This window comes from Ruegeria sp. F5 (assembly GCF_056533845.1).
This window is the reverse complement of the sequence record NZ_JBQFOU010000015.1, coordinates 69531-94047: the sequence shown is the minus strand read 5'-3', so window position 1 is coordinate 94047 and position 24517 is coordinate 69531. Positions and strand designations below refer to the sequence as shown.

Annotated in this window: 20 protein-coding genes; 9 read left to right on the top strand and 11 right to left on the bottom strand. The window is 58.2% G+C overall.

The features are described from left to right. Positions 1-83: 83 nt before the first annotated feature. Genes ACR0K1_RS19670 through ACR0K1_RS19650 form a run of 5 tightly spaced genes read right to left on the bottom strand, consistent with a single transcriptional unit; the run spans position 84 to position 5671 of the window. Positions 84-1646: a carbamoyltransferase C-terminal domain-containing protein gene (locus ACR0K1_RS19670; protein ID WP_480851622.1), complete on the bottom strand. Its 1563-nt coding sequence runs from the start codon at positions 1644-1646 to the stop codon at positions 84-86. Positions 1647-1655: 9 nt separating this feature from the next. Continuing rightward, positions 1656-3197, bottom strand: coding sequence for an alginate O-acetyltransferase AlgX-related protein (locus ACR0K1_RS19665; protein WP_480851620.1), 1542 nt, complete (start codon positions 3195-3197; stop codon positions 1656-1658). A 59-nt stretch (positions 3198-3256) separates the two neighbouring features. Continuing rightward, the gene (locus ACR0K1_RS19660; protein ID WP_480851618.1) at positions 3257-5098 is read right to left on the bottom strand and encodes a carbamoyltransferase family protein; all 1842 of its coding nucleotides are present in this window, start codon (positions 5096-5098) and stop codon (positions 3257-3259) included. A 9-nt stretch (positions 5099-5107) separates the two neighbouring features. Continuing rightward, complete coding sequence (locus tag ACR0K1_RS19655) at positions 5108-5257, bottom strand: DUF5989 family protein (protein WP_377194769.1); 150 nt, start codon at positions 5255-5257, stop codon at positions 5108-5110. 9 nt (positions 5258-5266) lie between these two features. Further along, positions 5267-5671 carry an SxtJ family membrane protein gene (locus ACR0K1_RS19650; RefSeq protein WP_480851616.1) on the bottom strand — a complete coding sequence of 135 codons (405 nt, stop codon included), beginning with the start codon at positions 5669-5671 and terminating at the stop codon, positions 5267-5269. An 807-nt stretch (positions 5672-6478) separates the two neighbouring features. On the opposite strand from ACR0K1_RS19650, the gene ACR0K1_RS19645 reads away from it, so the two are divergent. The 4 genes from ACR0K1_RS19645 to ACR0K1_RS19630 all read left to right on the top strand — a co-directional run bounded on the left by ACR0K1_RS19645 (position 6479) and on the right by ACR0K1_RS19630 (position 12019). After that, complete coding sequence (locus tag ACR0K1_RS19645) at positions 6479-8608, top strand: right-handed parallel beta-helix repeat-containing protein (RefSeq protein ID WP_480851615.1); 2130 nt, start codon at positions 6479-6481, stop codon at positions 8606-8608. 150 nt (positions 8609-8758) lie between these two features. Continuing rightward, positions 8759-9550 carry a sulfotransferase family 2 domain-containing protein gene (locus ACR0K1_RS19640; protein ID WP_480851613.1) on the top strand — a complete coding sequence of 264 codons (792 nt, stop codon included), beginning with the start codon at positions 8759-8761 and terminating at the stop codon, positions 9548-9550. Between the two features lie 154 nt (positions 9551-9704). Next, positions 9705-11036 (top strand): O-antigen ligase family protein, encoded by a 1332-nt coding sequence (locus ACR0K1_RS19635; protein WP_480851611.1) that lies wholly within the window; start codon positions 9705-9707, stop codon positions 11034-11036. Between the two features lie 53 nt (positions 11037-11089). Next, positions 11090-12019, top strand: coding sequence for a sulfotransferase domain-containing protein (locus ACR0K1_RS19630; RefSeq protein ID WP_480851609.1), 930 nt, complete (start codon positions 11090-11092; stop codon positions 12017-12019). 5 nt (positions 12020-12024) lie between these two features. Here ACR0K1_RS19630 and ACR0K1_RS19625 read toward each other — a convergent pair whose 3' ends face one another. The 4 genes from ACR0K1_RS19625 to ACR0K1_RS19610 are packed head-to-tail and all read right to left on the bottom strand — an operon-like array spanning position 12025 to position 15910. Next, positions 12025-12705 carry a polysaccharide deacetylase family protein gene (locus ACR0K1_RS19625; protein ID WP_480851608.1) on the bottom strand — a complete coding sequence of 227 codons (681 nt, stop codon included), beginning with the start codon at positions 12703-12705 and terminating at the stop codon, positions 12025-12027. A gap of 1 nt (position 12706) precedes the next feature. Then, the gene (locus ACR0K1_RS19620) at positions 12707-13729 is read right to left on the bottom strand and encodes a lipid II:glycine glycyltransferase FemX (protein ID WP_480851607.1); all 1023 of its coding nucleotides are present in this window, start codon (positions 13727-13729) and stop codon (positions 12707-12709) included. A gap of 7 nt (positions 13730-13736) precedes the next feature. After that, positions 13737-14954 carry a GNAT family N-acetyltransferase gene (locus tag ACR0K1_RS19615; RefSeq protein ID WP_480851606.1) on the bottom strand — a complete coding sequence of 406 codons (1218 nt, stop codon included), beginning with the start codon at positions 14952-14954 and terminating at the stop codon, positions 13737-13739. After that, positions 14951-15910, bottom strand: a complete 960-nt coding sequence (locus ACR0K1_RS19610; RefSeq protein ID WP_480851605.1) for a glycosyltransferase family 2 protein — start codon at positions 15908-15910, stop codon at positions 14951-14953. The genes ACR0K1_RS19615 and ACR0K1_RS19610 overlap by 4 nt, the downstream gene beginning before the upstream one ends. Before the next feature lie 234 nt (positions 15911-16144). On the opposite strand from ACR0K1_RS19610, the gene ACR0K1_RS19605 reads away from it, so the two are divergent. The 3 genes from ACR0K1_RS19605 to ACR0K1_RS19595 are packed head-to-tail and all read left to right on the top strand — an operon-like array spanning position 16145 to position 19003. Next, a complete protein-coding gene (locus ACR0K1_RS19605) occupies positions 16145-17164 on the top strand; it encodes a peptidoglycan bridge formation glycyltransferase FemA/FemB family protein (protein WP_480851603.1) in 1020 nt (339 codons plus the stop codon). 37 nt (positions 17165-17201) lie between these two features. Beyond that, positions 17202-17822, top strand: a complete 621-nt coding sequence (locus tag ACR0K1_RS19600; protein WP_480851601.1) for a GNAT family N-acetyltransferase — start codon at positions 17202-17204, stop codon at positions 17820-17822. Positions 17823-17836: 14 nt separating this feature from the next. Continuing rightward, complete coding sequence (locus ACR0K1_RS19595; RefSeq protein WP_480851599.1) at positions 17837-19003, top strand: DegT/DnrJ/EryC1/StrS family aminotransferase; 1167 nt, start codon at positions 17837-17839, stop codon at positions 19001-19003. 17 nt (positions 19004-19020) lie between these two features. Here ACR0K1_RS19595 and ACR0K1_RS19590 read toward each other — a convergent pair whose 3' ends face one another. Next, complete coding sequence (locus ACR0K1_RS19590; protein ID WP_480851598.1) at positions 19021-20502, bottom strand: oligosaccharide flippase family protein; 1482 nt, start codon at positions 20500-20502, stop codon at positions 19021-19023. A gap of 397 nt (positions 20503-20899) precedes the next feature. Between ACR0K1_RS19590 and ACR0K1_RS19585 the strand changes: the two genes are divergently transcribed. Beyond that, entirely contained in the window at positions 20900-22162 is a 1263-nt protein-coding gene (locus ACR0K1_RS19585; protein ID WP_480851596.1) for a nucleotide sugar dehydrogenase, read from the top strand. Continuing rightward, entirely contained in the window at positions 22155-23405 is a 1251-nt protein-coding gene (locus ACR0K1_RS19580; RefSeq protein ID WP_480851594.1) for a glycosyltransferase family 4 protein, read from the top strand. Before ACR0K1_RS19585 ends, ACR0K1_RS19580 begins: the two co-directional genes overlap by 8 nt. Before the next feature lie 7 nt (positions 23406-23412). Here ACR0K1_RS19580 and ACR0K1_RS19575 read toward each other — a convergent pair whose 3' ends face one another. After that, positions 23413-24513, bottom strand: coding sequence for an acyltransferase family protein (locus tag ACR0K1_RS19575; RefSeq protein WP_480851593.1), 1101 nt, complete (start codon positions 24511-24513; stop codon positions 23413-23415). Between the last annotated feature and the right edge of the window lie 4 nt (positions 24514-24517).

Genomic DNA, 24517 nt, shown 5'->3' with positions numbered 1-24517 from the left:
CATAACATTGGCGGCAGGGAAAACACTACGGACATGCAAAAGCCTTGTCTATGACGGCACCTTCACCAGCCCGCGAGCGCCTTTTAAAACCGATAGAACGACCTGCCGGCAACGAAACCGTCAAGCCCGACAGAGCGCGCGAATTTGTACAGATCACTCGTTTTGTTGATGAAGCCCGAGCGTTTGAAGTTCAGCGACGTGTTGCACAGGACGCCGACGCCGCTGACCGCCTTGAACTCGGTCAGCAGGTCATACAGCATCGCATTCTGGTCTTTTGTCACGGTCTGCACCCGGGCTGACCCGTCCACGTGGCTTATGGCCTGGAGCCTCGGGTCGGTCACCTGTTGAAAATGCAGCATGTGCGGCGAGGGGCCAGACCAATCGAAATGTTTCGACACATCGTCCTCAAGGCAAACGGGGGACACCGGCGCGAGGCCCGCGCGACCTTTGATCCTGTTCACCCGGTCGCGTGTCTCGGTGGAAAAAGGCGCCGCGAGAATTGATCGGTTCCCCAGCGCCCGCGGGCCGATTTCGCAATTCCCCATGACCCAGCCGATGACCATTCCGTCCTGCAGCGCGGCGGCAACCTCGCTTAAGTTCAATTCGCGGCTGGTGACGCCTTCCATCTCGACCCGGTCGTCGTTGAAGGGCTGGCCGGCATATACTGTCCAGTCCAGCTTGGCCCGCCCCGTGAAATGGCGCATGGCATCAACCGCCGTGCCGATTGCACAGCCTGAATCATTGGTACACGGGGGGATGAAGACATCGCGGAACAGGCCGCTGTCCCGCCAGCGCGTGTTCCAGCGATAGTTCAGCCCGCATTCCCCGGAAATCAGCAGCGGGTAGCGCTTGGTCAGGTTGGCCTTGGCGAAGTCATGGAAGCGGGAAAAGACCGCATCGGAATATCTGGCCGCAAGGTTGTGGAACCTTGGAGAGGTGACGCCGATGTTGTGGTAGGGAGAATCCCTGAACGTATCCTTGTTCAGGACGCCGGAATTCGCGCCGTTGTTTAAAAGCGCGTCAATCAAGCCCTGTGCGTCGCCATCATTGGCGCTGGCATCCCCATGGGCGCTGGCGGATTGCAGCTTACTGGAAAAGTCCTTTCCCGGCGTTTCACGACCCCCCGAAAAAGTGGGGTCCGCAAGCGCGTAGAGAAACGAAAACCGGCGTCCGGGCGCGGCCAGTACCCTCCCCTTGTGATGTATCTTCAGATCGCGGTCGATTTCATAGAAATCGCCCAGCTCATCTTCCCAGACCAGCACATAACAAGGCTCGCCCTGTTCGAAGGGCGACATCGCATAGGCCGCCCAGATAAGCGAGCGTTCGTGCGAGGACGAATAATAATCCAGCCGTTTGCCAAAGAAGTTCTTTGTCCCGACGATGGCCGCGCTTTCGTCGATACCGAAACTTCCGGCCCCGGATATGACCGTGTGGCTTTCGCCCGGTGTCGACCAGCCGCTCAGTGCCAGAACGTCAGGCAGTTCGTTGAACCATAGCCCGGCGTCGAGCAGCGTATTCGGGTCGATGGGCGAGTTTCGGGGCAGGCTGTCTTTCTCGGCTTCATAGGAAAACATCAGGTGCTGATTTGGCGCGTCGACGCCTGCAACCGCCCCATCATGCCCGGATTTGAAGGAAAGAATTTTCATACCAGCACTCTAATCCAACCAGCCTTTCGTCGTCAGGTGATCAAGGACCGTCCGCGCAACGACCTGATGCCCCTCGGGGGTCCAATGTTCATCGTCCAGAAAGTAGACCAATGTCCCGTCTGCGGCGGCTTGCTGCAGGGCGGGCGTCAAATCCATGTAGTTTACGCCGTTCTCATCTGCCCATGTCTGAAGCGTGGTCGCCAGTTCCAAAGGCACCCAATCCTGCACGATGCTGTCCTCCGGAAAGGCCAGCAGGTCGCGGTAGACATCTATTTTAATCGGAATATGCGCGACCAGAAGTGTGCCGCCATTTTCCCGAACCAGGGCATCCCCCTGCGCCAACAGGTCCTTCAGATAGGGCAGGCGCGCTTCGGCCCGTTCAGGCGGGCCATAGTCGAAATACATCGCCGTTTCATCAGACCACGCCGCATCCGGAAAATTGCCAGACCGGGTCCGCGCATAATTGTCCTGTTGCAGGTTGCGGGCCGCCAGCGAGCTCCATGAGGCCAGACTGGACGACAGGCTGCCAAAGAACGACCGCTCGCTGAACCGGGCCGGTTTGGCAGCGGCCGCACTGCGGGACACAAACTTGTCATGGCTGATCGGGAAGTAGGGCAGATCGTTGCCTTCGAACAGAAACCAGACCACGACCCTGGGCGAATAATCCTCCAGATAGTGCAGCATCGCGCTCAGCCCGTGATAAAGCGAGTAGTCGCTTTGAGCGAGGCTTATGGCCGTATAATCCGAGCTAGCCATGATCTGCTCGGTGACGGTTGCATCCTGGCCGACTTTATACCCTTCGATGAAGCTGTCGCCGACAAGCAGCAGATCGGGGTTTGCGATTGGGGTGCTGTTGCGAAAACCGTTCTGATCATAGGTGTAATCCGCCTCGTACAGGCGGTTCGTCTGCGCCCCTAGCGTCAGCACGGAATCCCCCGGTCGAACTTCGCTGTACTGGTCGTTTGCGGGGCGGTGGAAAAAACCGCCCGGCTCATAGATCCGGTTGTGAGGGCCGGTTAGACCGACCCCTTTGGGGATAAAGACCTGCCGGTAGTCGATGAAGCCCGTCAGGGCGGGCAGCTCGATTAGCAGGGCGACAAATCCAAATGTCGCAACGCTCAGGGCAACATTCTGGGCAATGTCCCGGCGTCGGTTAGTCCGGGTTATGAACACATATACCAGCAGCGCCGCTATGCTGAGCAGGACGTTGAGGTAGAAGCTCTGGGGCAGATAGACCAGAAAGAAATGCTCAAAGCTTTCGGTGGGCTGGCGCGTTGCCGCCCAAGTGTAAAGAACAAAGCTAAGCAGGATCAGACCCAGCCACAGGCGCTGCCGCCCGAGGTTCAGAAAAGACAGCCCCGCAGTTCCCAGCAGAATCTGAATCCCGATGATCGCGTAGATGATCAACTCGGAGTCGATCTGCCCGTCCGAGGCGACCAAGGCCTGCACCGACCATTTGTTGACACCCACACCCGCAGCCACCAGGAGAACCCCGAGCAGTTTCCGGTAGTCGAATTTGGATCGGGCGAGCATCATTTCTGTCTCATGCATCGAAATCAGGTGGACACATGTTGAACGCGCCGGGACAAACGCGATGAGAGATGCCTGCGCTAGTCAAGCTCAAACGCTTCTTTGTAGTCCTGTTTCAGCGCCTCATCCTGATCGGGCTTCCGCAGAACGCAGCGGCCAACAATCAGCATGTCCAGATCCGTGCCCATGAAACAGCGGAACGCGTCTTCGGGTGTACACACGATCGGCTCTCCCCGGACGTTGAAGGAGGTGTTGACCAGAACCGGGCACCCGGTGCGCTGTTTGAATTCAGAAATCAGCGCGTGATACAGCGGGTTGGTTTCGGCATGCACGGTTTGCACGCGGGCGGAATAGTCGACATGCGTCACCGCCGGAATGTCCGAGCGTACAACGTTCAGCTTGTCGATCCCGAAAAGCTGCGTTTCCTCGGACGTCATCGCGCGGCGCAGTTTTTCCTGCACATCCGCGACCAACAGCATATATGGGCTGTCATAATCCAACTCGAACCAGTCGTTTACATCTTCGCGCAGAACCGACGGGGCGAAGGGGCGGAAGCTTTCGCGGTATTTCACCTTGAGGTTCAGCGTCTTTTGCATTGACGGGGACCGCGGATCGCCGATGATCGACCGGCCCCCAAGTGCACGGGGTCCGAACTCCATCCGGCCCTGGAACCAGCCAAGCGCCTTGCCGTCGACCAGCGCAGCTGCCGCCTCGGCGATCATGGCGTCGGTTTCGAATGTCTCGTATTTTGCACCGATGGCGGTCAGGCGCTGTTCAATGTCATCCTGCGCAAACTCCGGACCCAGATAGGATCCTTTCATCTTGTCCGAGGCGCTGTCGCTTTGACGCTCGTTTTGCAGCTCCGTGTGCCAGGCGGCCAAAGCGGTCCCGACCGCACCGCCGGCATCCCCAGCGGCAGGCTGCACCCAGATATCCTTGAACGCGCCGTCGCGCAGGATATGACCGTTGGCGACACAATTCAGCGCCACTCCACCGGCCATGCACAGATTGTCGATGCCATATTCCTGCGCGGCCGAGCGGGCCAGCCGCAGAACGATCTCTTCGGTGACAGCCTGAACCGAGGCCGCGATGTCCATGTGGAACTGGGTCAGCGGGTCCTTTTCCGGTTGGCGCACAGGCTCGCCAAACAGGTCCGCGAACTTTTGGTTGGTCATGGTCAGACCAACGGCATAGTTGAAATACTGCATGTCCAGCCTGAAGGACCCGTCTTCTTTCAGGTCGACCAGGTTCTCGAGGATGACATCCTTGAAGCGGGGCGTACCGTAAGGAGCCAGCCCCATGACCTTGTATTCGCCGCTGTTGACCTTGAAGCCCGTGTAATAGGTGAACGCGGAATAGAGCAGGCCGATCGAATGCGGGAAATGGATTTCCTTTTCGATCTTCAGCTCTCGCCCGCGCCCGATGGCCAGGGTCGTCGTCGCCCATTCGCCGACACCATCCAGCGTCAGCACTACCGCCTCTTCAAAAGGCGAGGGAAAGAACGCGCTGGCGGCGTGGCTGAAATGATGCTCGCTGAACATCAACCGGTCGCCGGGCCGGAACTCGGGGTCGTGGCGGCGCAGTTCGCGGGCCAGCAGGTCTTTCTGAAATAGCTTCTCGCGCAGCCAGACCGGCATCGCCATCCGAAAGGATTTCAGCCCGCGCGGAGCGTAAGAGACATATGTTTCCAGCAGACGCTCGAACTTCAGGAACGGCTTGTCGTAAAAGGCGATGTGATCGACATCGCCAATTTTAAGCCCGGCCTCGGCCAGAACGTATTCAATTGCATGAAACGGATAGCCCGCATCATGCTTCTTGCGCGTAAAACGTTCTTCCTGAGCGGCGGCAACCAAGTTGCCATCGACAACAATGGCCGCGGCGCTGTCGTGATAGAACGCGGAGATTCCCAGAATTGCGGTCACGGTTCGAACCTAGAACAGAGTATAGATGAACGGGGCGATGGCCGATCCCTGGCTGAGCACGATCAGCCCGCCGAAAATCACCATCATGATGAGGATCGGAAGCAGCCAGAATTTCTTTCGGATTTTGAGAAATTGCCACATCTCTACCAGAAACGACATCTGATACTCCTAAAATTGATTTTTCATCGGGCCCACATTTTCCGTGCGCTCGATCCAATATGTGTTCGCATCTTTGTTCAGCTTTTGCCTTAAAAGATCTTTGCCCAAAGCCCGCATGATCAGCCCGGTTGGCGTCACGGTCAGGAAATAGACCAAAGCCATGACGATGGGGGCAACAATCGCGCCCAGAAGCAGGCCGAACTTTGTCCACAGCCGGTTTGGTCCGGACAGCAGAGATGGGCGCAGCAGGGTGATCAGCACAAACGCGGCTGCGATCGCCAGCGCCCAATACCGCAGCCCCCCGCCATGAATCAGCGGCCAGAGACCAATGATGGTGAAGACGGCTGCGAAAACAAACCCAAAGTTGCGATTGCTGCCACCCTCGACTTCGTGGCGTGCCTCAATATCGATCATGATTAGATTATCTCATTCGGTCGGGTAACTCTAAAACTCATACGCGGCCCTGTACAACCAGTCAGGGGAAACAACTTTGGTAATTTATACACCCGGACTGTGGCATTGTTGCAATTTTTTTGGTGAATGAACCCGATTTGCCGACTTCGGGACTAAAGCGCCGGTTTTGTGGTCTGTATGAGCGGGAAAATCGCACTTACTGTCGTGGGCAGGGAAACAAATGAGACCGGGTTCTGGGATTGGTCGAATCCCGCGGTTTCCGGGCTTTCTGGCAGAGCGCTGCGGGATTGCCCCCCAGGCGGAGCCATTTTCAGCCCACAGCTTGTGCCCTGCCGGTGCCCGGCGATCCGGCAGGAGCGATGCGAGAATCCCCGATATGCATCCCGCGATCCTGCCTCATCCCGTCGAAACCCCTTATTTGTATCGGTCTGAGACCACATGGCGCAAGCAGCGGGGCCTTCCGAAAAGGTGACGTAGCGGAACCGAGCAACTCATTGCCGATGCCTGACGCAAATACGCGAGGACACGCCTGAATTATGGCGATTTGGTGTCCATTGTTGCGATGAGGGAATCAATTGGGCAAACCCTCGGGCGACCGCTAAGGGAAATGGAACAATTCCCGGTATCGAGTATCGAGTTCACTCGGAAATGAAGGCAATGGGGCATAATTGTCCCAATACAGGCAACAGTTTCCAAACATAGCCATATTCCGGCCAATCTGTCGCCCTTGTGCGGCTGTTCCATCCGTCCTGGGTGAGCGGGATCTTCTGCGCTTTGGGTAAGCGCGTTTGGAAACACAGGTGTAAGATGACGACCATCACAGTAACTTCCGCGGCCGAGCTGAACCAGGCTCTGTCGCAGGCAACGGGGGGCGAAACCATCCTCCTTGCAGCAGGCGATTACGGCGCGTTGAATCTCGGGGCCAAATACGCGTCAACCGTCACGATCAAATCGGCGGACGCGAACGCGCCGGCCACAATCTCGTCGATGTATCTGAACGGCGCGTCGAATATCACGTTCGAGGATATGAACTTCGACTATACTTTTGGAGGTGAGGCCAAAAGCTACAAGCCCTTCCAGATTCACAACAGCTCGAACATCACCATCGACAACTCTACGTTCTCGGGCGACTGGGCCTCGGGCGTTTCGGCGACGGATGATGGCTATGGATGGGGCATGGGCCTGCTGGTCCGCACCAGCTCTGACGTGACCATTTCGAACAACGAGTTTTTCGACTGGCTCAAGGGGATGAATATCGGGTCCAGCAGCAATGTGGCAGTCACGGGCAATGACATACATTCGATCCGCTCGGACGGTATGTATGTTGACGGTGTTCAGGGCGTTGTCATTGAAGGTAACTACATCCATGATTTTGAGCGTTCGCTGAACTCCGGGGACCACGGCGACTTCATTCAGTTTTCCAAGCTGTTGGGCCCCAGCAGTGACATCACGATCCGCAACAACGTCATCGACATGGGATCCGGGGATTGGGCCCAGTCGATCTTTATGGGAAGCGGCCATTCGGATCCCGGTGATCCGGCTATGTTCTACACGAATGTGCTGATCGAAGATAACATGATCTACAATGCACATACGCATGGCATCTCGGTGGCCGGTGCAAAGGATCTGACGATCGCGAACAACACCGTGCTGGCGGTACCCGGCGCTTTGACCGGTGGCGTGTCGGTTCCAAAGATTTTCGTGTCCGCCGGTTCGCAGGATGTCACGATCCAGCAGAACGTCGTGTCCGCCATATCCGGATATAGCGGGCAGTCGGACTGGAACGTAGTAGATAATGCTCTGGTCAAACCCCAAAACTATGACGATGTATTCAACTATTACGCGATTGGTGCGAAAGACGGGTACAACCAGTTTGGCGTTAAACCGGGCAGCATCATCGATACCCTGAATGCGGGTTCCGATTTGGCACAGCAGTTCCCGTTCTCCTACGACCAATGGGTAGGGTCTGTTTCTACCGGAGGGAGCAACTCGAACACCCAGCCGAGCGGTGGGACAACCCAGCCTGATAGCGGGGCAACCCAGCCGGATAGCGGGGCAACCCAGCCGGATAGCGGGGCAACCCAGCCAGACAGCGGGGCAACCCAGCCGGACAGCGGGACAACCCAGCCAGACAGCGGGACAGCCCAGCCAGACAGTGGGACGACCCAGCCGGATAGCGGGGCAACCCAGCCGGATAGCGGGGCAACCCAGCCAGACAGCGGGGCAACCCAGCCGGACAGCGGGACAACCCAGCCAGACAGTGGGACAACCCAGCCAGACAGTGGGACAACCCAGCCAGACAGTGGGACAACCCAGCCGGCCGGTGGAGCAACCGCAGGGATGGTCTTTGATGATTTCGTTCTGGATATCGCATCATTGCTCGGCAACGACGAGATTCAGCTGAAAGGGGATGCGACCGTCGCGAATACCGGCTCCGGGTCGGTGATACAATTCGACGGCAAGGACGATTACGTAAGCTTCGGTCGCCTTGAAGAGTTCGAAGATTCCGAGCAGATCGCCTTTACGGTCGAGTATACCCGGGACGAAGCAGATGGCAGCGGGCAGCGTCTTGTCTGGAACCACACGAAATTCGGCCTGTCCGTCGTCGGCGACGGGCTGGTTGTGAATGTCGCCAACAACGATGCCAAGTTCCACAAGGGGTTCAAGGCATATGATCTCGGCCTGAACGACACCGAAACGCACACGATCACCGTTCTGGTTGACCAGAATGCGGATCGGCTGCAGGTGATCGTTGATGATCAGGTTGTCATCGACGAAACCGGGGTGGACTTCGACTTCACCGGTGGCGGCCAATGGGGTTGGTCGCTGGGCTCTCCGTGGGGCCGTGACGTGGATGGCGAGATCAGCGCCTTTGCGATCGATGATGAGGTTCAGTTTGTCGATACGACGGTTCTGGACGACACCATGATCGCCTGACGCCAGTGTGTGCAAGCACAGGCAAAACGAATGAAATCGGGGCGGGGCGCAGGAAATTGCGCCCCGTCTTTGCTTTCCGCATCTGGTCTTTTGCGGGCTCTTTCCACATAACGTTATGTAAGTTCTGTTTCGTGTTTATGGTTTCGATTTATGATTTTGTCTGACCGGCATCGTTTTGTTTTCATCCATGTCCCCAAATGCGCGGGAACCTCGGTGCGCGCCGCCGTTTTACCCTTTCACGATGCCGACAGCCGGTTCCTGAAAACCGTGGAGCATCACCCGAAACTGGGTGATATCGACTTTCGGCATTTGCCGCTATCCTTGCTACGCGAACTGGACCCTGAAGCGTTCGGAAAGCTTGAAATCTATGAAAGCTACGCGCTTTTACGCGACCCGTTTCAAAGGTTCCGGTCTGCCATGGCGCAACGGGCCAAGATGTATCTGGGCAAGGAATTCGCGCAACTCGATGATGGCGATATCCGTGATGAGATCGGCAAAGTGATCTCTTATCTTCAATCCGATCCTACGGTGATCGCACCGGATTACATCCATTTCGCCCCGCAATCGGGTTTTGTCGAGGTCGACGGCAAGCGCATGGTCCGTAACCTATACCCCGTCGAACGGATGGATTGTTTCGTTTCTGATCTGGCCCGCCATATCGGCATCGATGCGCTGGAAATCGGTCATGCCAACCAGACCACGGTGTTTCGCTATCAGGGGCTGAGCCGTGTCATGTATACAGGAAGTGCCGTGGCCAGGCGGGTTCTGCCCGGACCGGTACATGAAAAGCTGCGCGTCTCGGCCCGGAAACTGTTAATGAAACCAAACGCTTCTTCCGAGCCTTCCGTGTTTGACCGGCCCGAAATCCGGGGATTTGTGCAAGATTACTATGCCGCAGACATTGCTTTGCACCAGAAAGTGCTTGAGGATGTTGTCGCATAATCACACCCAATTCCGGTCCGGGCATGCCCCGGACAAAACCCGTTATCGTCATAGTATTCATCAAAAGTGATTTTTTTCTATGATCTGTTTTCGGGATAACATTCAGGCAAGGCATAGATCTGCTAACATATGCGCAAAGCGGTGGTGAACTTCATTGGTGGCATCGACAGGTACAAGACGGGATTTGCAGGCGGCGGGTGACAGCACCGGGCGCACATCCCGGCCGTTTGTCATACCCTTGCTGTTCATCGGCTTTACGCTGCCGCTTTATTTCGAAGTCGCGGGCCTGCAACTCAGCGGGTATCGCATTGTTCTGCTGGTTTTCTTTTTCCCGGCCCTGATCCGCTGGCTTGACGGCTCGGGCGGGTATTATGCGCCCGACTTTCTTGTCCTGGGCTACGCGCTCTGGGGAGCGCTGGCGATCTTTTACCACCATGCCCTGTGGAGGTGGGAATATATCGGCATCTCGTTCATCGAGACGACTGGCCCGTATTTCATCGCCCGCTGGATGATACGGGATGAACACGCCTTTCGGGTTTTCGTGCGCTGGATCTTTATTGCGGTGCTGCTGATGCTGCCGTTCAGCGTCTATCAGTTCATTGCGGACAGGTCATTGATCCTCGAGATATTCGGGAAAATCGGCAACGTTTACACTGTCGTGCAAGAGGAGCCGCGTTTGGGCTTTTACAGGGCGCAAGGGTCGATGCCGCACCCGATCCTGTATGGCGTCTTCTGCAGCGTTGCCTTTTCTCTGGCCTGGTATGTCCTAGGATATGGCAAAGGGTTCACATTCAAAACGTCCCGGGCCGGCAGCGTCGTGCTTGCCACGTTTGTCTCCCTGTCGTCGGGGGCCTGGCTGTCGATCGTGGTGCAAATGGCCCTAATGGCCTGGAAGAATATATTCTCCTTCCTCCAGAGAAAGTGGAACCTGCTGCTTTACATGTTCGCAGGACTGTATCTGTTCCTCGAGATTTTCGCCAACCGGCCTCCGGCCCAGATTTTCGCGGCCTATCTGACGCTCAAGAAATCGACGGCGATGAACCGGATTTTCATTTTCACCTATGCCTCTGACGATGTCCTGAACAGTCCGATTTTTGGGATCGGGTTCAGTGAATGGACGCGCCCGCGCTGGATTGTGGGAAGCGTTGATAATTTCTGGCTGGTTGTCGCTTTGCGCTACGGGTTGCCAGCGCTGATTTTCATCGTGGCAGCCATCGTGATGATTTACGTGATTTTGGGGCGCGCCAAGCTGTCCAGCAGATTGGAAAGCTACCGGTTGGGGTATCTTTTCGCCCTGACCGGATTCTGTGTTTCAGCCATCACGGTGCATGTCTGGGACGCTACATTGTGCCTTTTGATGTTCCTGCTGGGTGCGGGCCTTTGGATGGTCAATGCCAAAGAAGACAGCGATCAGCCGCAGGTCGAGGCGAACCAGCGCCGCACGCGGCGGATACGGTATACGCGGTTCGGGCCTGAGGGAACATAAGCGGCCAAAAGGGGGCGGCGCGTTTGGTGATAAGTTTATAAGGAAGTCGATAGGTGTCAGTTCAGCAAAGCAAGATTACGACAGATGCCGGGATTGGCCGCAAACCGAAGCGGTCGGAACTGCAGAAAAAGTTGACTCAGGTCCCCATTACGTTTCGCAAGAATTATGGGCTTCTGAAAAATCCTGAATTCTGGCAAATCCTTCCGCTTTTGATGGCCAGCCGGATGCGGGCGCAGGGCTCTGAAGACGAGCAGCCGAAAATTTTTGTGGGCACGCACCACAAGGCCATGACCACCTATTTCAAGGCGGTGCTCAAGCTTCTGGCCTTTGGGCTGAACGCCCGGTTCGAGGATATCTCAAAAGCGGCCCCGCAACCGAAGACCCGGGTTTTCCTGTCGACCCATAGCCGGACCCCCTGGTCTGAAATTGGCCGTTACCGGGGGATACATATCATGCGGGACCCGCGCGACATGATCGTATCCTCCTATCACTATCACCTGTGGACGAACGAGCTTTGGGCCCATGTCCCGGATGAAAACGGGCGGACCTATCAGGAAAAGCTTCAGGCGGTGGACAAGACCGAAGGCCTGTTCATGACAATCCGCCACTTCATCTTTTTCAGCCGCGAAACGCTTGAGAACTGGGATCTAGATGACCCGGATATCCTTGAGGTCCCGTATGATGCGCTCATGGGTGATCAGCGAGATGAACTCTATTCCGAGATGTTCACTTTCCTGGGGCTGACCGGACAGGAGCATGAGCTGGGCGTCCGCCTGATGCGCCTGTTCGAGGCTGGCAAGCGCAGCAAGGTCTCGGCCACGAAAACCAACGAACGCGCGCATATCCGCAGCGGGCGCAGTGGACAGTGGAAAGACGAGCTAGAGCCCGAGCATCTGGCCTATATCGAACAGGAGCTGGGACATGTTCTGGATAAATTCGGATATGCCCGGTCCTCGGCCACAGGATCGAAGGATGCCGTCTGATAGCCTTATCGCAGCGGCAGAAGCTGCTTTCTGATCATACCAACCGCGCGGCGCATGCGCCGGGTCACGGGCATTTGTCCCGCTAGTATCGCGTCAATCTCAGCCGGTGTCATATCCCCACGCAGGGATGTGCGTGGGCGCAGAAAGGCATCGCCATTCATAGGCCCGGTATCACTGGAAAACGCCGTCTCATACCCGTGATGGCGCAGGGCGCGCAGGACTCGGGCGTTGTAGCGGCCGAACGGTATGCCGGCCTCGGTCACAGGGCTGCCGCACAGCTCCTGCAGCACATCGCGGGATTGGGTCAGTTCCTGTTCAAGCGCTTCGGCACTAAGCGCGCTCCAGGCGACATGGGCGATCCCGTGGCTGCCAATACCCATTCCGGCGGCCAGTAATGCCGTGACGTGGTCGCGGGCCAGAGAGCCGGTTTCGCCCAACCGACCTGTCAGCACAAAGAACGTCGCGGTCAGCCCGCGCCGGGTCAGGGCGGGCAGTGCGAGCTCGTAATCCGACAGGTTGCCGTCATCGAAGGTCAGAACAAAGGCTTTCGGATCGGGGCTTGCCGCAACCCGGTCCAGAACGCCGCTAAACTGGGCCTCGGACAGCCAATACGGCGCTTCGCCGTCTTCCAGGTCGCGGGCCGGAGTGCCTATTCCGTGGAAGTTCAAACCGATCAGGCGGGCCATATCAGGACCTCAGCCTTTTGTGCAGGGTTTCGGCCAGGTCGATCAGACCCGCCCCAAGCCCGTTTGGCCGGGCCTCATAAGGCCCCGCCGCCGTGATGTCCGCGCCGCCCGTGCGCAGTTTGAAACGGGTGACGCTTGGGTTTGCCTCGGCATCGATCCCGCCCAGATCGAAACATTTCACCCCCCGTTCGCGGCAATACAGCATGGACTGCCACATCAGGTAGTGCCCGGCATTGAGCTGCCGCCCGGCCTCGGACGTGGCGCCAAACAGATAGGTGGCGTTTGGGCCGGACACTCCGATCGTCATCGCGCCGATATCCTCGCCATCCTTGCGGGCAATAAGAACGTCATGGTCGAAATCCGGCCCCGACAGCGCATAGTAGAATTCCGGAGGGATATCGGGCTGAAACCCTTTGGCATCCCGCACCTGTTCATAAAGGCGGCTGAAACGGCCTGACAGGTCCGAGATCGGGCCGGTTTCAAGCTCCAACCCGGCTTTCAGCGCGTTGCGCAGAGGGTTGCGCCATTTGCCATGCAGGGCGCGCATCAAGCTGTCGTCCTGTTGATCCGGGTCGATCAGCACGGTGCGATAGGGTGTGGCCCGTTCGGTCGGTGTGGAGCCTGCGCGCGCAATCGCATCCTCTGCCGGGGAGGCAAGAACCGGAAATCGCAGGCGCAGGATATGCCCTGCGGAATGCACATGGTCGCGCAGCCCCGATAAAATCGAACAAAGGGTGTCCGGGCCGGGTTCGGGCAAACCGTTGGGAACGGTCAGCGGTCCTGCGGCGATCCACGCAATGCCCCGGTTCAGAACCGGAATTTTTTTGATCCTCAGGCAGGCCGCGGCAACCGATTTGCCCTGCGCATCATACAGGGCAACAAATTCCGTGGTTGCGCCGATCCGTTTGGCTGCCGCGCGCGCGTAGGTCAGGCTCTGTTCATAGGTCAGGTCCTGGAACCGCGCGCTGAGCGCTGGCCATTCCTGTTCAGACAGAACTTTTACGGACAGCTGTTCTGTGATCATACCGGGGTCATATCCGTGTTCTGATCCAGGCGGACCATAAAGGTTTGTGCCCCAGCGGGATCACCGATCGCAGGCGCGGGGCGATGCGACCGAACCAGAGCCTGTAATAGGCCAGATGCAGAAACCGCGCCCAGCCGAGGCTGATTTTGATCAGGAAAGATGACCACGCCGATTGCCGCGAGACGATCAGACGGTGGGTGGCCACCGATTCACCGCCATAGATCAGCTTATAGCCATATGCGCCGATCCCGGCCTCGATCCGGGTTACGCCCGCGCTGATCAGTTGCTCGATCATCTGGATCAGGCCGATCTTGCCCAGACTCAGGCGTTCCAGTTCCGGGTCGGTCGATCTGGCAGGCAGCCGCCAGTGGCAGACCTGCCCCGTGACCAGACAAAACTGGGTGGCAAGGGGTCTGTCCCGACCGTGCTGTTCGACGAACCAGGTTTCATGGCTCTGCAACGTTGCATCTGCGAGATCGCTGTAGAACGCCGCGCTGCCGGACCAGTCCACGAAATGACCGCCCTTTCCGATCTCTTGCCATTGCCGGTTGTGAAAGCCGACAAAGTCCCGGAACTGATCGCTGCCGGGATGAATCAGCGCTGTGGTCAGACCGTGATCTTTTTGCAGATGTTTCAGGTCCCGCCGATACTGGCTGCGCCGCTTCTTGGACAGGTTTGCAAGATAGCCGTCAAACGTATCGGGCAGTTCGAAAACGGTATGTGTGCCCGAGGGTGCATCGGACAGGGTCAGGGCCGGGGTGCTGTTGTTCTGGGCCACGACATCTCGGACAGCGGCGAGTATGTCTCCACGCTCGGACGCGGGGCTGAAGCTGACCAGATGGGCGCGGCCCGCGTCAAGCAGGCCGGTGAGGGCTTCTGCCAGACTCTGCGCCAGCACGTGGTTTTCGGCCGCCAGCCGGAAAAGCACCGTGTTGGGGTCGGTCGCGGCCAGTTTGGCGATGCGAATTCTGACCGGCCCTGCCCAGACCGAATGGATCATGAAGGGCAGCAGGGCGATCAACTGACCCTGCGCATCGTGCACCACAAGGGTTCTGAGCGCCCTGCTGCGCCCGAAATGGGCCCACCAGGTCAGGACCCAGACCGGTGTGGCATAGATATCCGCCCCTGTCCGCTGGGCCAGAGCGGCCCATTCCGCGGCGATGCCCTCAAGGGGCTTTGCCCCATCGACCCATTGAAACATCATCTGGGTGCCCGTGTCCTTCACTCTACCGGCTCCTGCCGGGTCAGGTGATACCGCAGCGAGGCCCGCGCCAGACGCCGCCTTGCGGCAGCCTCGTCCCGCTGGTTCGTGGCTGACAGGGCGAAGCGCAATATGGAAGAGCCGACAAAGATCATCCGGCCCAGCAGCGCGCCGCTCAGACCATAATGCTTGCGCAGGTAGATCATCTTGCTTTTCTGCATCTGTACGAACATGCGCGACCGGATCTGAACGGTGCTTTTTCCACCGCCATCCAGATGCAGAATCTGCGCCTCGGGCGCAAAGATGCAACGCCAGCCCGCGTCGCGAATGCGGCGGCACCAATCGGCCTCTTCAGAGTAGACAAAAAACGCCTCGTCCAGCAGGCCGACAGCCTCAAAAACGCGACGGGGCACCAGCATGAACATGCCGGAAACCACATCGACCTCGCGCTCGGACCGCCGGTCCCAGTCGCCATATTCGGCATGGCTGAGGAACCGGTTCTGCGGTGACAGGCGGCGCAACCCGAACTCGCTCAGCGCCAGATTGCTCGGTCCGGGATCGGCAAAACAGGTGCGCTGGATCGTGTCCTCATCTTCCAGAACCTGACATCCGACACAGCCCACGTCGGGATGCTGTGCCAGCCAGTCCAGCATGGTGTCGATGGCGCCGTTCAGGATGATCGTATCGGGGTTGAGTAGCAGCAGGTTGTCGCCGTGCGCGATCTCCAGCCCCTGATTGTTCGCGGCGGCAAACCCCCGGTTGGCGTCGTTGGCAATCAGCCGGACATCGGGAAACTCATCGCGGACAAGATCGGCCGATCCGTCGCTTGACGCGTTGTCGACAACGATGACCTCATGCGGGTGCTGCGTTTCGCGCGCGATCGAGATCAGGCAGTCCCGCAGGATGTCCCGAGTGTTCCAGTTCACGATTACGATGGAAACAGTGCATTCGGCATGCGTGCTGTGCGACGATGAAATCATGAAACCCTGTTCTCTTTAACCGCATACATCTTCAAATTGTTTAGCCATTGTTCGAATCTATGAATACACTGAACTCGGTCAAACGATGACTGTTGTTAAAAAGTAGCTGTGAAATTCAAAGTAAATATATCAGCGCATTGAGGTATTAGTTTGGCAGTGCAGCAATTTGTGGGGCAAGACAGCGTTAAGATTGAATGCACTGAGGCCCTGAGCGCAGAGCAACGTGCTGAGTGGGTGGCGTTCCTGAATGCGGCCAAACGCCAGCATCCCCGGCAATCGCCACTGTTTGCAAATTCGGAACAAAAGCTGGGAAACAAGGTGATTTATGCCTTGGCGCGTCGTGGTGAGGCGCTTGCAGGCGTCGCCCTGCTTTCGCTTGAACCGCACCCGTTTTTACCCAGCGCCTGGTCCCGTGCCTTTTGCCTGAGCGGGCCGGTTTGCGACAATGCAGCAGACATGGAACGCTTTCTGGAGGCCTTGTGCCGACAGCCCGGGCTTGCCCGGGTCGGCAGTCTGAATGTCACGCCGTTCTGGACCGAAGAAGATGCGGAAACGCTTGATGCGGTTCTTGCACGCGCAGGGTGGCGCATCGCCGAAGAAGAACAGTTTCGTCAAACCGGATGGGTCGACATAACCGGAACGCCGGACGAGATCATGAAGGCGTTTTCAAAAAGCGCTCGGCGCGAGGTCCGGCGCGCCGAGCGGCAAGGCGTTTCGATCCGCGCGGCACGCACGCCCGATGAATTTCGCATCTTCATCGAAAGCATGAACCGGTTGCGGCACCAGCGGGGGCTGCAAGAGCTGGATGTGCCTGCTTACGAGGCGACGTTTGAAGATGTGCTGTTGCCGGGCGATCTGGGCACCGTGCTTTTGGCTTGGCAGCAAGAGGTCTTTTTGGCGGGGCTTTTGGTGTATCGCAGCAAGGATGCCGTGCACGGGCGGCATTTCACCACCGAACCGGACCATCTGCGCGCAGCAGGCAACTTGCGGATCGCGCCGGCCTTGTGGCTTGAGGCGATGATCTGGGCCAGGGAAAAGGGCTGCCGTGTTCTGGATGTCGAAGGGTACCGGACGCCGGTTCCGGGCGAAAAGAAATTCAACATCCACAAGTATAAATCGGAATTCAATCCGCAGGTGGTCCAGCGCATTTCCGCGCGGGAAAAGATTGTGAACAGACATGTTTATCTGACAGGAAATGCGCGCAGTCTGATCCGGGGACAACTGAAAAAGGTCAAGCGGGCCGTCACGGGTTGACCCCGCACCCCTGGACGAATGGTTGGTGAAACGAAACATGAAGCTGGCAAAAAAAGGCAAGACACAGCTGATCCTGGGGGCTGCGCAGCGGGGGCCAGCGGCTTTGGTCCGGCAGGTCTGGCTGGCCTTGATGGACAGCTTTGTCCGCAAGCGCCATCTGGTTTTTCGGCTGGACGGGGACAGCCATGAAGGCGGCCCTGAGGCCGGGCAGGTGCGTGAAATCCTGTCGCCGGACGATTTCCCTCAAGATGAGTTGGCTTTGCTGAAAGATCCCGAAGCCTCGCATGATTGGGGGACGATGGGGTGGCTCGAGGCCGGATGGCGGCTTTGGGTGCTGGAAAAAGACGGTCACGTTCAGGCGCTGGCCTGGGTTCGGGATGCCGCGCATAGCCGCGATTTTTTTGTCCCTCTGAACGAGCACGAGGAGTTATTCTGGCATATCTACGTCCTGCCGCAGTATCGGGGCAGGAATTTGCAGGGCCAGCTTTGGAACGCGATCGTCGCCGACCGGGTGGCCGATGGGGTCCAGGGGTTTTTCACCAATTGCCGGGATTACAATGTGCCCTCCAAGCTCAATATTCAAAAAGTGGGGTTTGTGCCCGTTGGGTATTGCGATGAAAGCCGCCTGACACGCCGTCGCGTCTGGCGCAGCTATTAAGGGGCAGGGGTGAGATGACCACCGACACAGGGAAGAACGCGCTTTATTGCGGTGATCCGCCAATGCGGCTAACCAATCTGTTCCGCCGCGACCCCGCAGGTGGATATGCGGCCCTGTTTCAGGACCGCTCGGTTTTCTGGAGCTTCAACACCCGTGTGGCGATCCGGGCGGCCTGCGATCTTCTTGACCTGCAGCCCGGGGATGAGGTTCTGGCCCCGGCCTATAATTGTGGGTCCGAGGTTGACCCGCTGATCGACGCTGGTCTTTCGGTCCGGCAGTATCCGGTTGCCGAAGATCTTCTGGCCGACCCGGACCGGATCGAACCGCTGATCACAGGGCGGACGCGGGCCATCTACGTGACGCATTTCTTCGGGGTGATCCAACCCGCGCTGGAAGAGTTACGCACATTGTGTGACCGGCACGGTCTGCGCCTGATCGAGGATTGCGCTCTGAGCCTGTTGAGCGGCACCTCTCCGGCGGAAGGTCGCACCGGTGATGTTTCGGTGTTCTGTTTCTACAAATTCCTCCCCGTTCTGGGGGGCGGGGCGCTTGTGATAAACGCCCCGGACCTGACCACCGCAGATCCGTTTTCGCGGCCCGCGCCGCAAAAAAGGGTGGCAAAGACGCTGGCCCGCACCGGTTTGGTCAATGTGCTGGGTCCGCAGCGTATCAAAGGGCTGAAACAGGCCTTGCGCGGATCGGATCAGGCGGAACCACAGGCTGGCCCTGCCAACGGGCAGCTCGAAGATATTCCGTGGCATTACTATTTCGACCCGGCCCTGCGGAATGCGCGCATGAGCTTCTTTGCGTCACGTCCGCTAAAGGCCTTTTCCGTGTCTCAGGCCATTGCGATCAGGCGGGCGAACTGGGAACGCTATCGGGACCTGCTGGACGGCATGCCGGGCATACAGATGCTTGTTCCCGCGCTTGCGTCCTCGACCTGCCCGCTCAATATGCCGGTCATGGTGGATGGCCGGGACCGGATCGTGCAGCGGTTGCAGGACCGCGGGATCGGGGCAACGCCCTGGTGGGCAGGGTTCAACCGCAATCTGGACTGGACGGGTCAGGAGGAGGCGATGGCGATCAAGGACCGCACTTTGACACTGCCGTTGCACCAATATCTGTCAGACGCGCATGTCGATCACATCGTATCCGAACTGAAAGACGCGCTGTCGGTCTGAGCCTGCAGTGCGGAACCTCAATGCGCTGCGACGAATCTGGATCTGATCTTGGCCACCAGTTCCAGTGCCAGGCTTTCAACACCCTTGGGTCGCCCGGACAGTTGCCAGAGCAGCAGATGCGTGCCGATATAGGCGAACACCCCGACCAGAACCTTGACCGCAAACCGGAAGCGCAGCAGCGGCAGGTCATCCGCCGTTTCATAGGCCCAGCCCACCGCGTCACCACTGCCATAGGCGCTGCTGACGAACAGCACAGCCGCGATCATGGCCAGAGTGGATGCAAAAGACCGCCAGGCGACGGTGAGTGGCCCAAAGAACGTGCGGGTTCCATAGCGCTTCGCGATCATCAGGGTCGTAAAGATCGTAACCAGACTGGCGGCCCCCGCTGCGAGCAGCGCGCCTGTAAAGCCGAACTGAACGCCTTCGCGCATCAGCAGACAGACAAAAACCAGAAGAAACGTGTTCCGGATGAACAGGATCTTGGTTGACCCTTCAATATAAGAGGCCGACCGGACGTTTTCCTGCAGCGTTTCAAGCGCTTTGAGCGGTGCCAGAATCCAGATCACCTGTGCCACGCCCAGCCATTGCCAGCCGATCACCACAACGACGATGTGGTTGGCGACCAGCGCCATCCCAAGGGAAATTGGCAGCACGATTGCCAGCAGCAACTCGTTGAGCCGGTTAAACGCCTCATCCTGCCGGTCGGTGTTGCGCGAAATGTCTGCCAGCCCGGGGTAAAGTACACGTTGAAGTGGGGCAAACAGCTGGGTGGTGACAAGCGTGCTTAGCCTGTTGCCCAGCCGGAAAATACCGGCATCGGCCAGCCCGAGGGTCGCGCCGATGATGAGTTGCGGCATGTTGTTCGAAAAGAACAGAGAAACCTGAGCACCTGTGGTCCAGACCGAAAAGGACAAACAGTCGCGCCAGCGGGCCAATGAGAGCCGTACGGTCATAGGGGCCATGCTGAATGTCAGGATACTGCGGGTCACGAGTGCGCAGAAACTGGCGACAATGATGGCCCAGAAATCACCCCACAGCCAGGCCAGGCTGATTGCAATGATCGAATACACGATCCGGCTGATGGTTTCTTCTCCGGCCGCGAAACTGAAGCGCAGCTTGCGTTCGAACAGGACAAAGCGCGGGCTTTTCAGGGCGATGATCAGCGATAGGACACACAGCACCGGGGCAAGCTGGATCAGCTCGGGTATGTCGAGAAGGGCAAGCAGGGGCTGGGTCGCGTAGAAAAACAGCGCCCCGGCAACGCCAAGGATCACCTGAAAGGTGAATACCGTGCTCAGGTGTTCCTGGGTGACGTCGTCAAGCCGTATGAGAACAACGGCGATCTGCCGCTGCATCATCTCAAGAAAGGCTGTCGCAACCAGGAAATAGGCGGCGATGCCGAAATCTTTGGGTGTCAGCAGCCGGGCGGTTACGATCAGGGTGAGCAGCCCCAGCACTTGCCGAAACAAGCTGGAGGCAAACAATGTGGTTGCCCCCACCGCAAGAGCGGACGTGCGGGAAGATGTGCTTTTAGCCGGAGCAGGATCGGACGGCTGCTTCAAGTTATTAACTTTCCAAACTCATAACAAACGACGCATTGCTGCGTTAGTGTTTCCAAACTTGCGACCCTTTGGGATGGCCTGAGACGAGTAGGATCGCGATTCTGGTATTCTGACCGGACGACTGATAGGTGCCAGCATAGTGCTATTTTGCAAGTGCCTCGCAACGGTTTTGTTTCATGTATCAGAGGATACTCGTATCTCGTATCAGTAGATTGAATTCTGTTTCAAAGTGTATTCTCAATTGGTGTCATGAATTGGACATCAAATACAGAAAGAAACCAAGCGTGACGGTTTGCATGTCTTTGGGTGCTGAGTTTTAGAGCGGTGTTACGGTATGAAAATTGCGATTTTTGGTTTGGGCTATGTGGGCTTCACGGCGGCCTGCTGTCTGACCCGTGAAGGGCACGAGGTGATCGGTGTCGATGTGAACGCCGACAAGGTTTCCGAAATCAACGCCGGGCAGCCCCCGATCAAGGAACCGCAGGTGGCCGACCTGCTGACCGAGGCGTTGGCCAGGAACCTGATCCGCGCCACGGTTGAAATCCCGGACCTGTCCGATGTGGATCTGGCCATTGTCTGTGTCGGCACGCCCAGTTCCACCGACGGCTCGCATAACATGAATTTCGTGGCCGAGGTGACGCGCCAGATCGCCAAGGCCGTCTCGCCCGACCGGGCGCGGCCATTGACTGTAGCCTATCGTTCCACCTTCCGGCCTGGCACGGTGCGGCAACTGATCGAGCCGATCTTCCAAAGCTATCTGGGCGACCGGACGCCACAGGCGATTGAGATCGTCTATAACCCTGAGTTCCTGCGCGAGGCCTCGGCGGTGGAGGATTTTTTCAACCCGCCCAAGATTGTTGTGGGCACAGCCGATGGCAACCGATCCGCAGTGATGGACGAGATGCACGAAGGGCTGGACGCGCCGGTGTTTTACACCGCCTTCGAAGAGGCCGAGATCACCAAATTCGTCGACAACACCTGGCACGCGACCAAGGTGGCATTTGCCAATGAGGTGGGCCGCATCTGCCACAGCATGGGCGTGTCGGCCAAAACCATGCACGAGATTTTCGTCTCGGACACCAAGCTGAACATCTCGGCCTATTACACCCGTCCGGGTGGGGCGTTCGGGGGCTCGTGCCTGCCCAAGGATGTGCGTGCGCTGCAGCATATCGCCGGTGAGGTGGGCGCGCATACGCATCTGATTGACAGCCTGCTACAGACCAATCAGGCGCATAAGACCTATCAGGCGCAGGACATCATGGCCCGGCTGCCCGAGGGCGGCAGGGTGCTGATGGCGGGGCTGGCCTTCAAGGCGGGAACCGACGATCTGCGCGAAAGCCCCAATGTCGATATCGCCCGGCGGCTGCTGCAGGCGGGGTATCAGCTGTCGGTTTATGACCCGGCGATCAAACCCGCTGATCTGCGCGGGCAAAACCTGGGCTATGCCTTCACCCATCTGCCCAATGTGGGCAGCTTGCTGGTGGATCGCGCCACGGCCGAGGCCGGGCCGTGGGATCTGGTGATCGGATCGAACCGGATCGTGAACGAGCTGACCCTTGGCGATACAGAAGTGGTAAGAACCTATGAATATGACTAGCCCCATATCCGCCGTTCAACCGATCTCGTTCGACGAGCTGCGCCAGAGCCAGCCTCTGAAGGGGCTGAAGGTTCTGATCGTAGTGGAAAACCTGCCTGTGCCCTTCGACCGCCGTGTGTGGATGGAGGCGCGCACGCTGGCCGCCGCAGGCGCGTTGGTCTCGGTCATCTGTCCCACCGGCAAGGGTCATGAAGAGCGCGTCTGGGAAGATGAAGGCATCAAGGTCTATCGCCATCCGCTGCCTTTGGATGCCAGCGGGGCGCTGGGATATCTGCTGGAATATGGCGCGGCGCTGTTCTGGGAAAGTTGGCTGGCGCTGAAGATCAAATTCACCCGCGGTTTTCACGTCATCCATGGCTGCAACCCGCCCGATCTGATCTTTCTGGTGGCGCTGCCCTTCAAGCTGTTCGGCGTGCGCTATCTGTTCGATCACCACGACATCAACCCCGAGCTCTACGAGGCCAAGTTCGACAAGCGCGGCTTTTTCTGGAAGCTGATGAAGACGTTCGAACGGCTGACCTTCGCCTCGGCCCGTGTGTCGATTGCCACCAATGAAAGCTATCGCAAGATCGCCATCGAACGCGGCGGCATGGCGCCCGAGGACGTATTCGTTGTCCGCTCGGGCCCCGATCTGAGCCGGTTGCAGCATCTGCCGCCGAACCTGGACTGGCGCAATGGGCGCAAATACATGGTGGGCTATGTCGGCGTCATGGGCGATCAGGAAGGCATCGACCTGTTGCTGGAATCCGTGACGCATCTGGTCAAGGTTCAGGGCCGCGAGGATATCCAGTTCTGCCTTGTGGGCGGTGGCCCCAGCCTGGACAAGCTGCGGGAACAATCCATTGAAATGGGCCTGTCGGACTACGTCACTTTCACTGGCCGCGCGCCCGATCACGATCTGTTCGAAATCCTGTCGACCGCCGATGTCTGCGTGAACCCGGACCGGGTGAACGAGATGAACGACAAATCCACCATGAACAAGATCCTCGAATACATGGCGTTCGAGAAACCCATCGTTCAGTTCGACGTGACCGAAGGGCGGTTCTCGGCGCAAGAGGCCTCGCTTTACGCCAGGGCCAACGATCCGGTGGATATGGCGGACAAGATCACCGAATTGCTGGCGGATAAAGGCCGCCGCGCCGCCATGGGCCGCTACGGCCGCGCCCGGGTCGAGGCTGAAATGGCCTGGCCCCATCAGGTGCCTGCATTGATTGCGGCCTATAAGCGGATCTGGAAAGGCTAGGGACCGCCTATTTGGCGGTTTGCTTGGCCTTGATGCGCCCCGGCGCTTTGATCCGGTGCCGCAGTTTCATGGCCGGGGCTTCAACCAGATGCCAGGACAGAATGGCGCAGATCAGCGTGAAGGGCATGGCGATGGCCATGTTGATGGCCGGTGTCGTCACCCCCGATTGCGCCACAAGCTGCTGGATGGGAAAGGCGTAAATGTAAACGCCATAGGAATAGTCGCCTAGCCGGTTATAGTTCAGCAGCACTGGTACTTTGGCATATCCGGCAAAGAACACCGCATAAGACAGGCTGACAGCGAACACGGGCGTGAACAGCGGTGTGAACCAGGCCGCGACGGTCACGGCTGTCACTCCGGCAAGCACGCCCCATGACAGGGGGATTTTTTCGCGCCAGATGTAAAACACCATTCCTGTAAGGAATGTCAGCCCAAGCTCGGCAAGTTGTTCGATGCGCGGGTTAAGCTGCAAAGCCATTGTTGCGGCATAGATGCACAGGAACAGCAGCGTTATCCCGGCAAAGACCTTTCGATTTTTAAGCAGGCCAAGAAGGCCACAAATGAAGACACCGGCGTAACAGGTGACCTCATAGGACAGCGACCAGAGAGAACCGTTGATCCCAGCACCGCCGGGGTTGGATTCGAACACACCAGGCAGGCCGTATAACAAGTCGAACAACAGCATGTTGCGGATGAAATATTCGCCGGTCGCGGCCCAGAACACGGAAGGATCAGCGTCGGTCAATATGAAGCCGGCGACAAGGATGGTCACGATAAGGACCGTGGCAAGGGCGGGAAACAGCCGTAAGATCCGGGCGGTCAGGAACGAAACCACGGAAGATTGCCGGTCAAAGCTGCGCGTGATGAAGAACCCGGAAATGGCAAAGAAAATCCATACGCAGACCGTTCCCAAGGTCAGGCCATGCAGCAGGTTTTCAAGGGGCTGCGGTGCCCCACCGCCCCAGCTGATGGGGTAAGCGTGCGACACCAAAACACCACTAGCCGCAAGAATGCGGATCAGGTTGAAATTGTTATCGCGACCGTCCGCACGGTCCGCGATGAACCTGACGGTCTCGGAGGATGATATGCTCGCAGCGCTTGCTTTCATTTAC

Bases quoted from the DNA above. Each gene is read 5' to 3' on its own strand.
- ACR0K1_RS19670 (WP_480851622.1), bottom strand. From the start codon at position 1,646: ATGAAAATTCTTTCCTTCAAATCCGGGCATGATGGGGCGGTTGCAGGC.
- ACR0K1_RS19665 (WP_480851620.1), bottom strand. From the start codon at position 3,197: ATGCATGAGACAGAAATGATGCTCGCCCGATCCAAATTCGACTACCGG.
- ACR0K1_RS19655 (WP_377194769.1), bottom strand. From the start codon at position 5,257: ATGTCGTTTCTGGTAGAGATGTGGCAATTTCTCAAAATCCGAAAGAAA.
- ACR0K1_RS19650 (WP_480851616.1), bottom strand. From the start codon at position 5,671: ATGATCGATATTGAGGCACGCCACGAAGTCGAGGGTGGCAGCAATCGC.
- ACR0K1_RS19645 (WP_480851615.1), top strand. From the start codon at position 6,479: ATGACGACCATCACAGTAACTTCCGCGGCCGAGCTGAACCAGGCTCTG.
- ACR0K1_RS19640 (WP_480851613.1), top strand. From the start codon at position 8,759: ATGATTTTGTCTGACCGGCATCGTTTTGTTTTCATCCATGTCCCCAAA.
- ACR0K1_RS19625 (WP_480851608.1), bottom strand. From the start codon at position 12,705: ATGGCCCGCCTGATCGGTTTGAACTTCCACGGAATAGGCACTCCGGCC.
- ACR0K1_RS19620 (WP_480851607.1), bottom strand. From the start codon at position 13,729: ATGATCACAGAACAGCTGTCCGTAAAAGTTCTGTCTGAACAGGAATGG.
- ACR0K1_RS19610 (WP_480851605.1), bottom strand. From the start codon at position 15,910: ATGATTTCATCGTCGCACAGCACGCATGCCGAATGCACTGTTTCCATC.
- ACR0K1_RS19600 (WP_480851601.1), top strand. From the start codon at position 17,202: ATGAAGCTGGCAAAAAAAGGCAAGACACAGCTGATCCTGGGGGCTGCG.
- ACR0K1_RS19595 (WP_480851599.1), top strand. From the start codon at position 17,837: ATGACCACCGACACAGGGAAGAACGCGCTTTATTGCGGTGATCCGCCA.
- ACR0K1_RS19585 (WP_480851596.1), top strand. From the start codon at position 20,900: ATGAAAATTGCGATTTTTGGTTTGGGCTATGTGGGCTTCACGGCGGCC.
- ACR0K1_RS19580 (WP_480851594.1), top strand. From the start codon at position 22,155: ATGACTAGCCCCATATCCGCCGTTCAACCGATCTCGTTCGACGAGCTG.
- ACR0K1_RS19575 (WP_480851593.1), bottom strand. From the start codon at position 24,513: ATGAAAGCAAGCGCTGCGAGCATATCATCCTCCGAGACCGTCAGGTTC.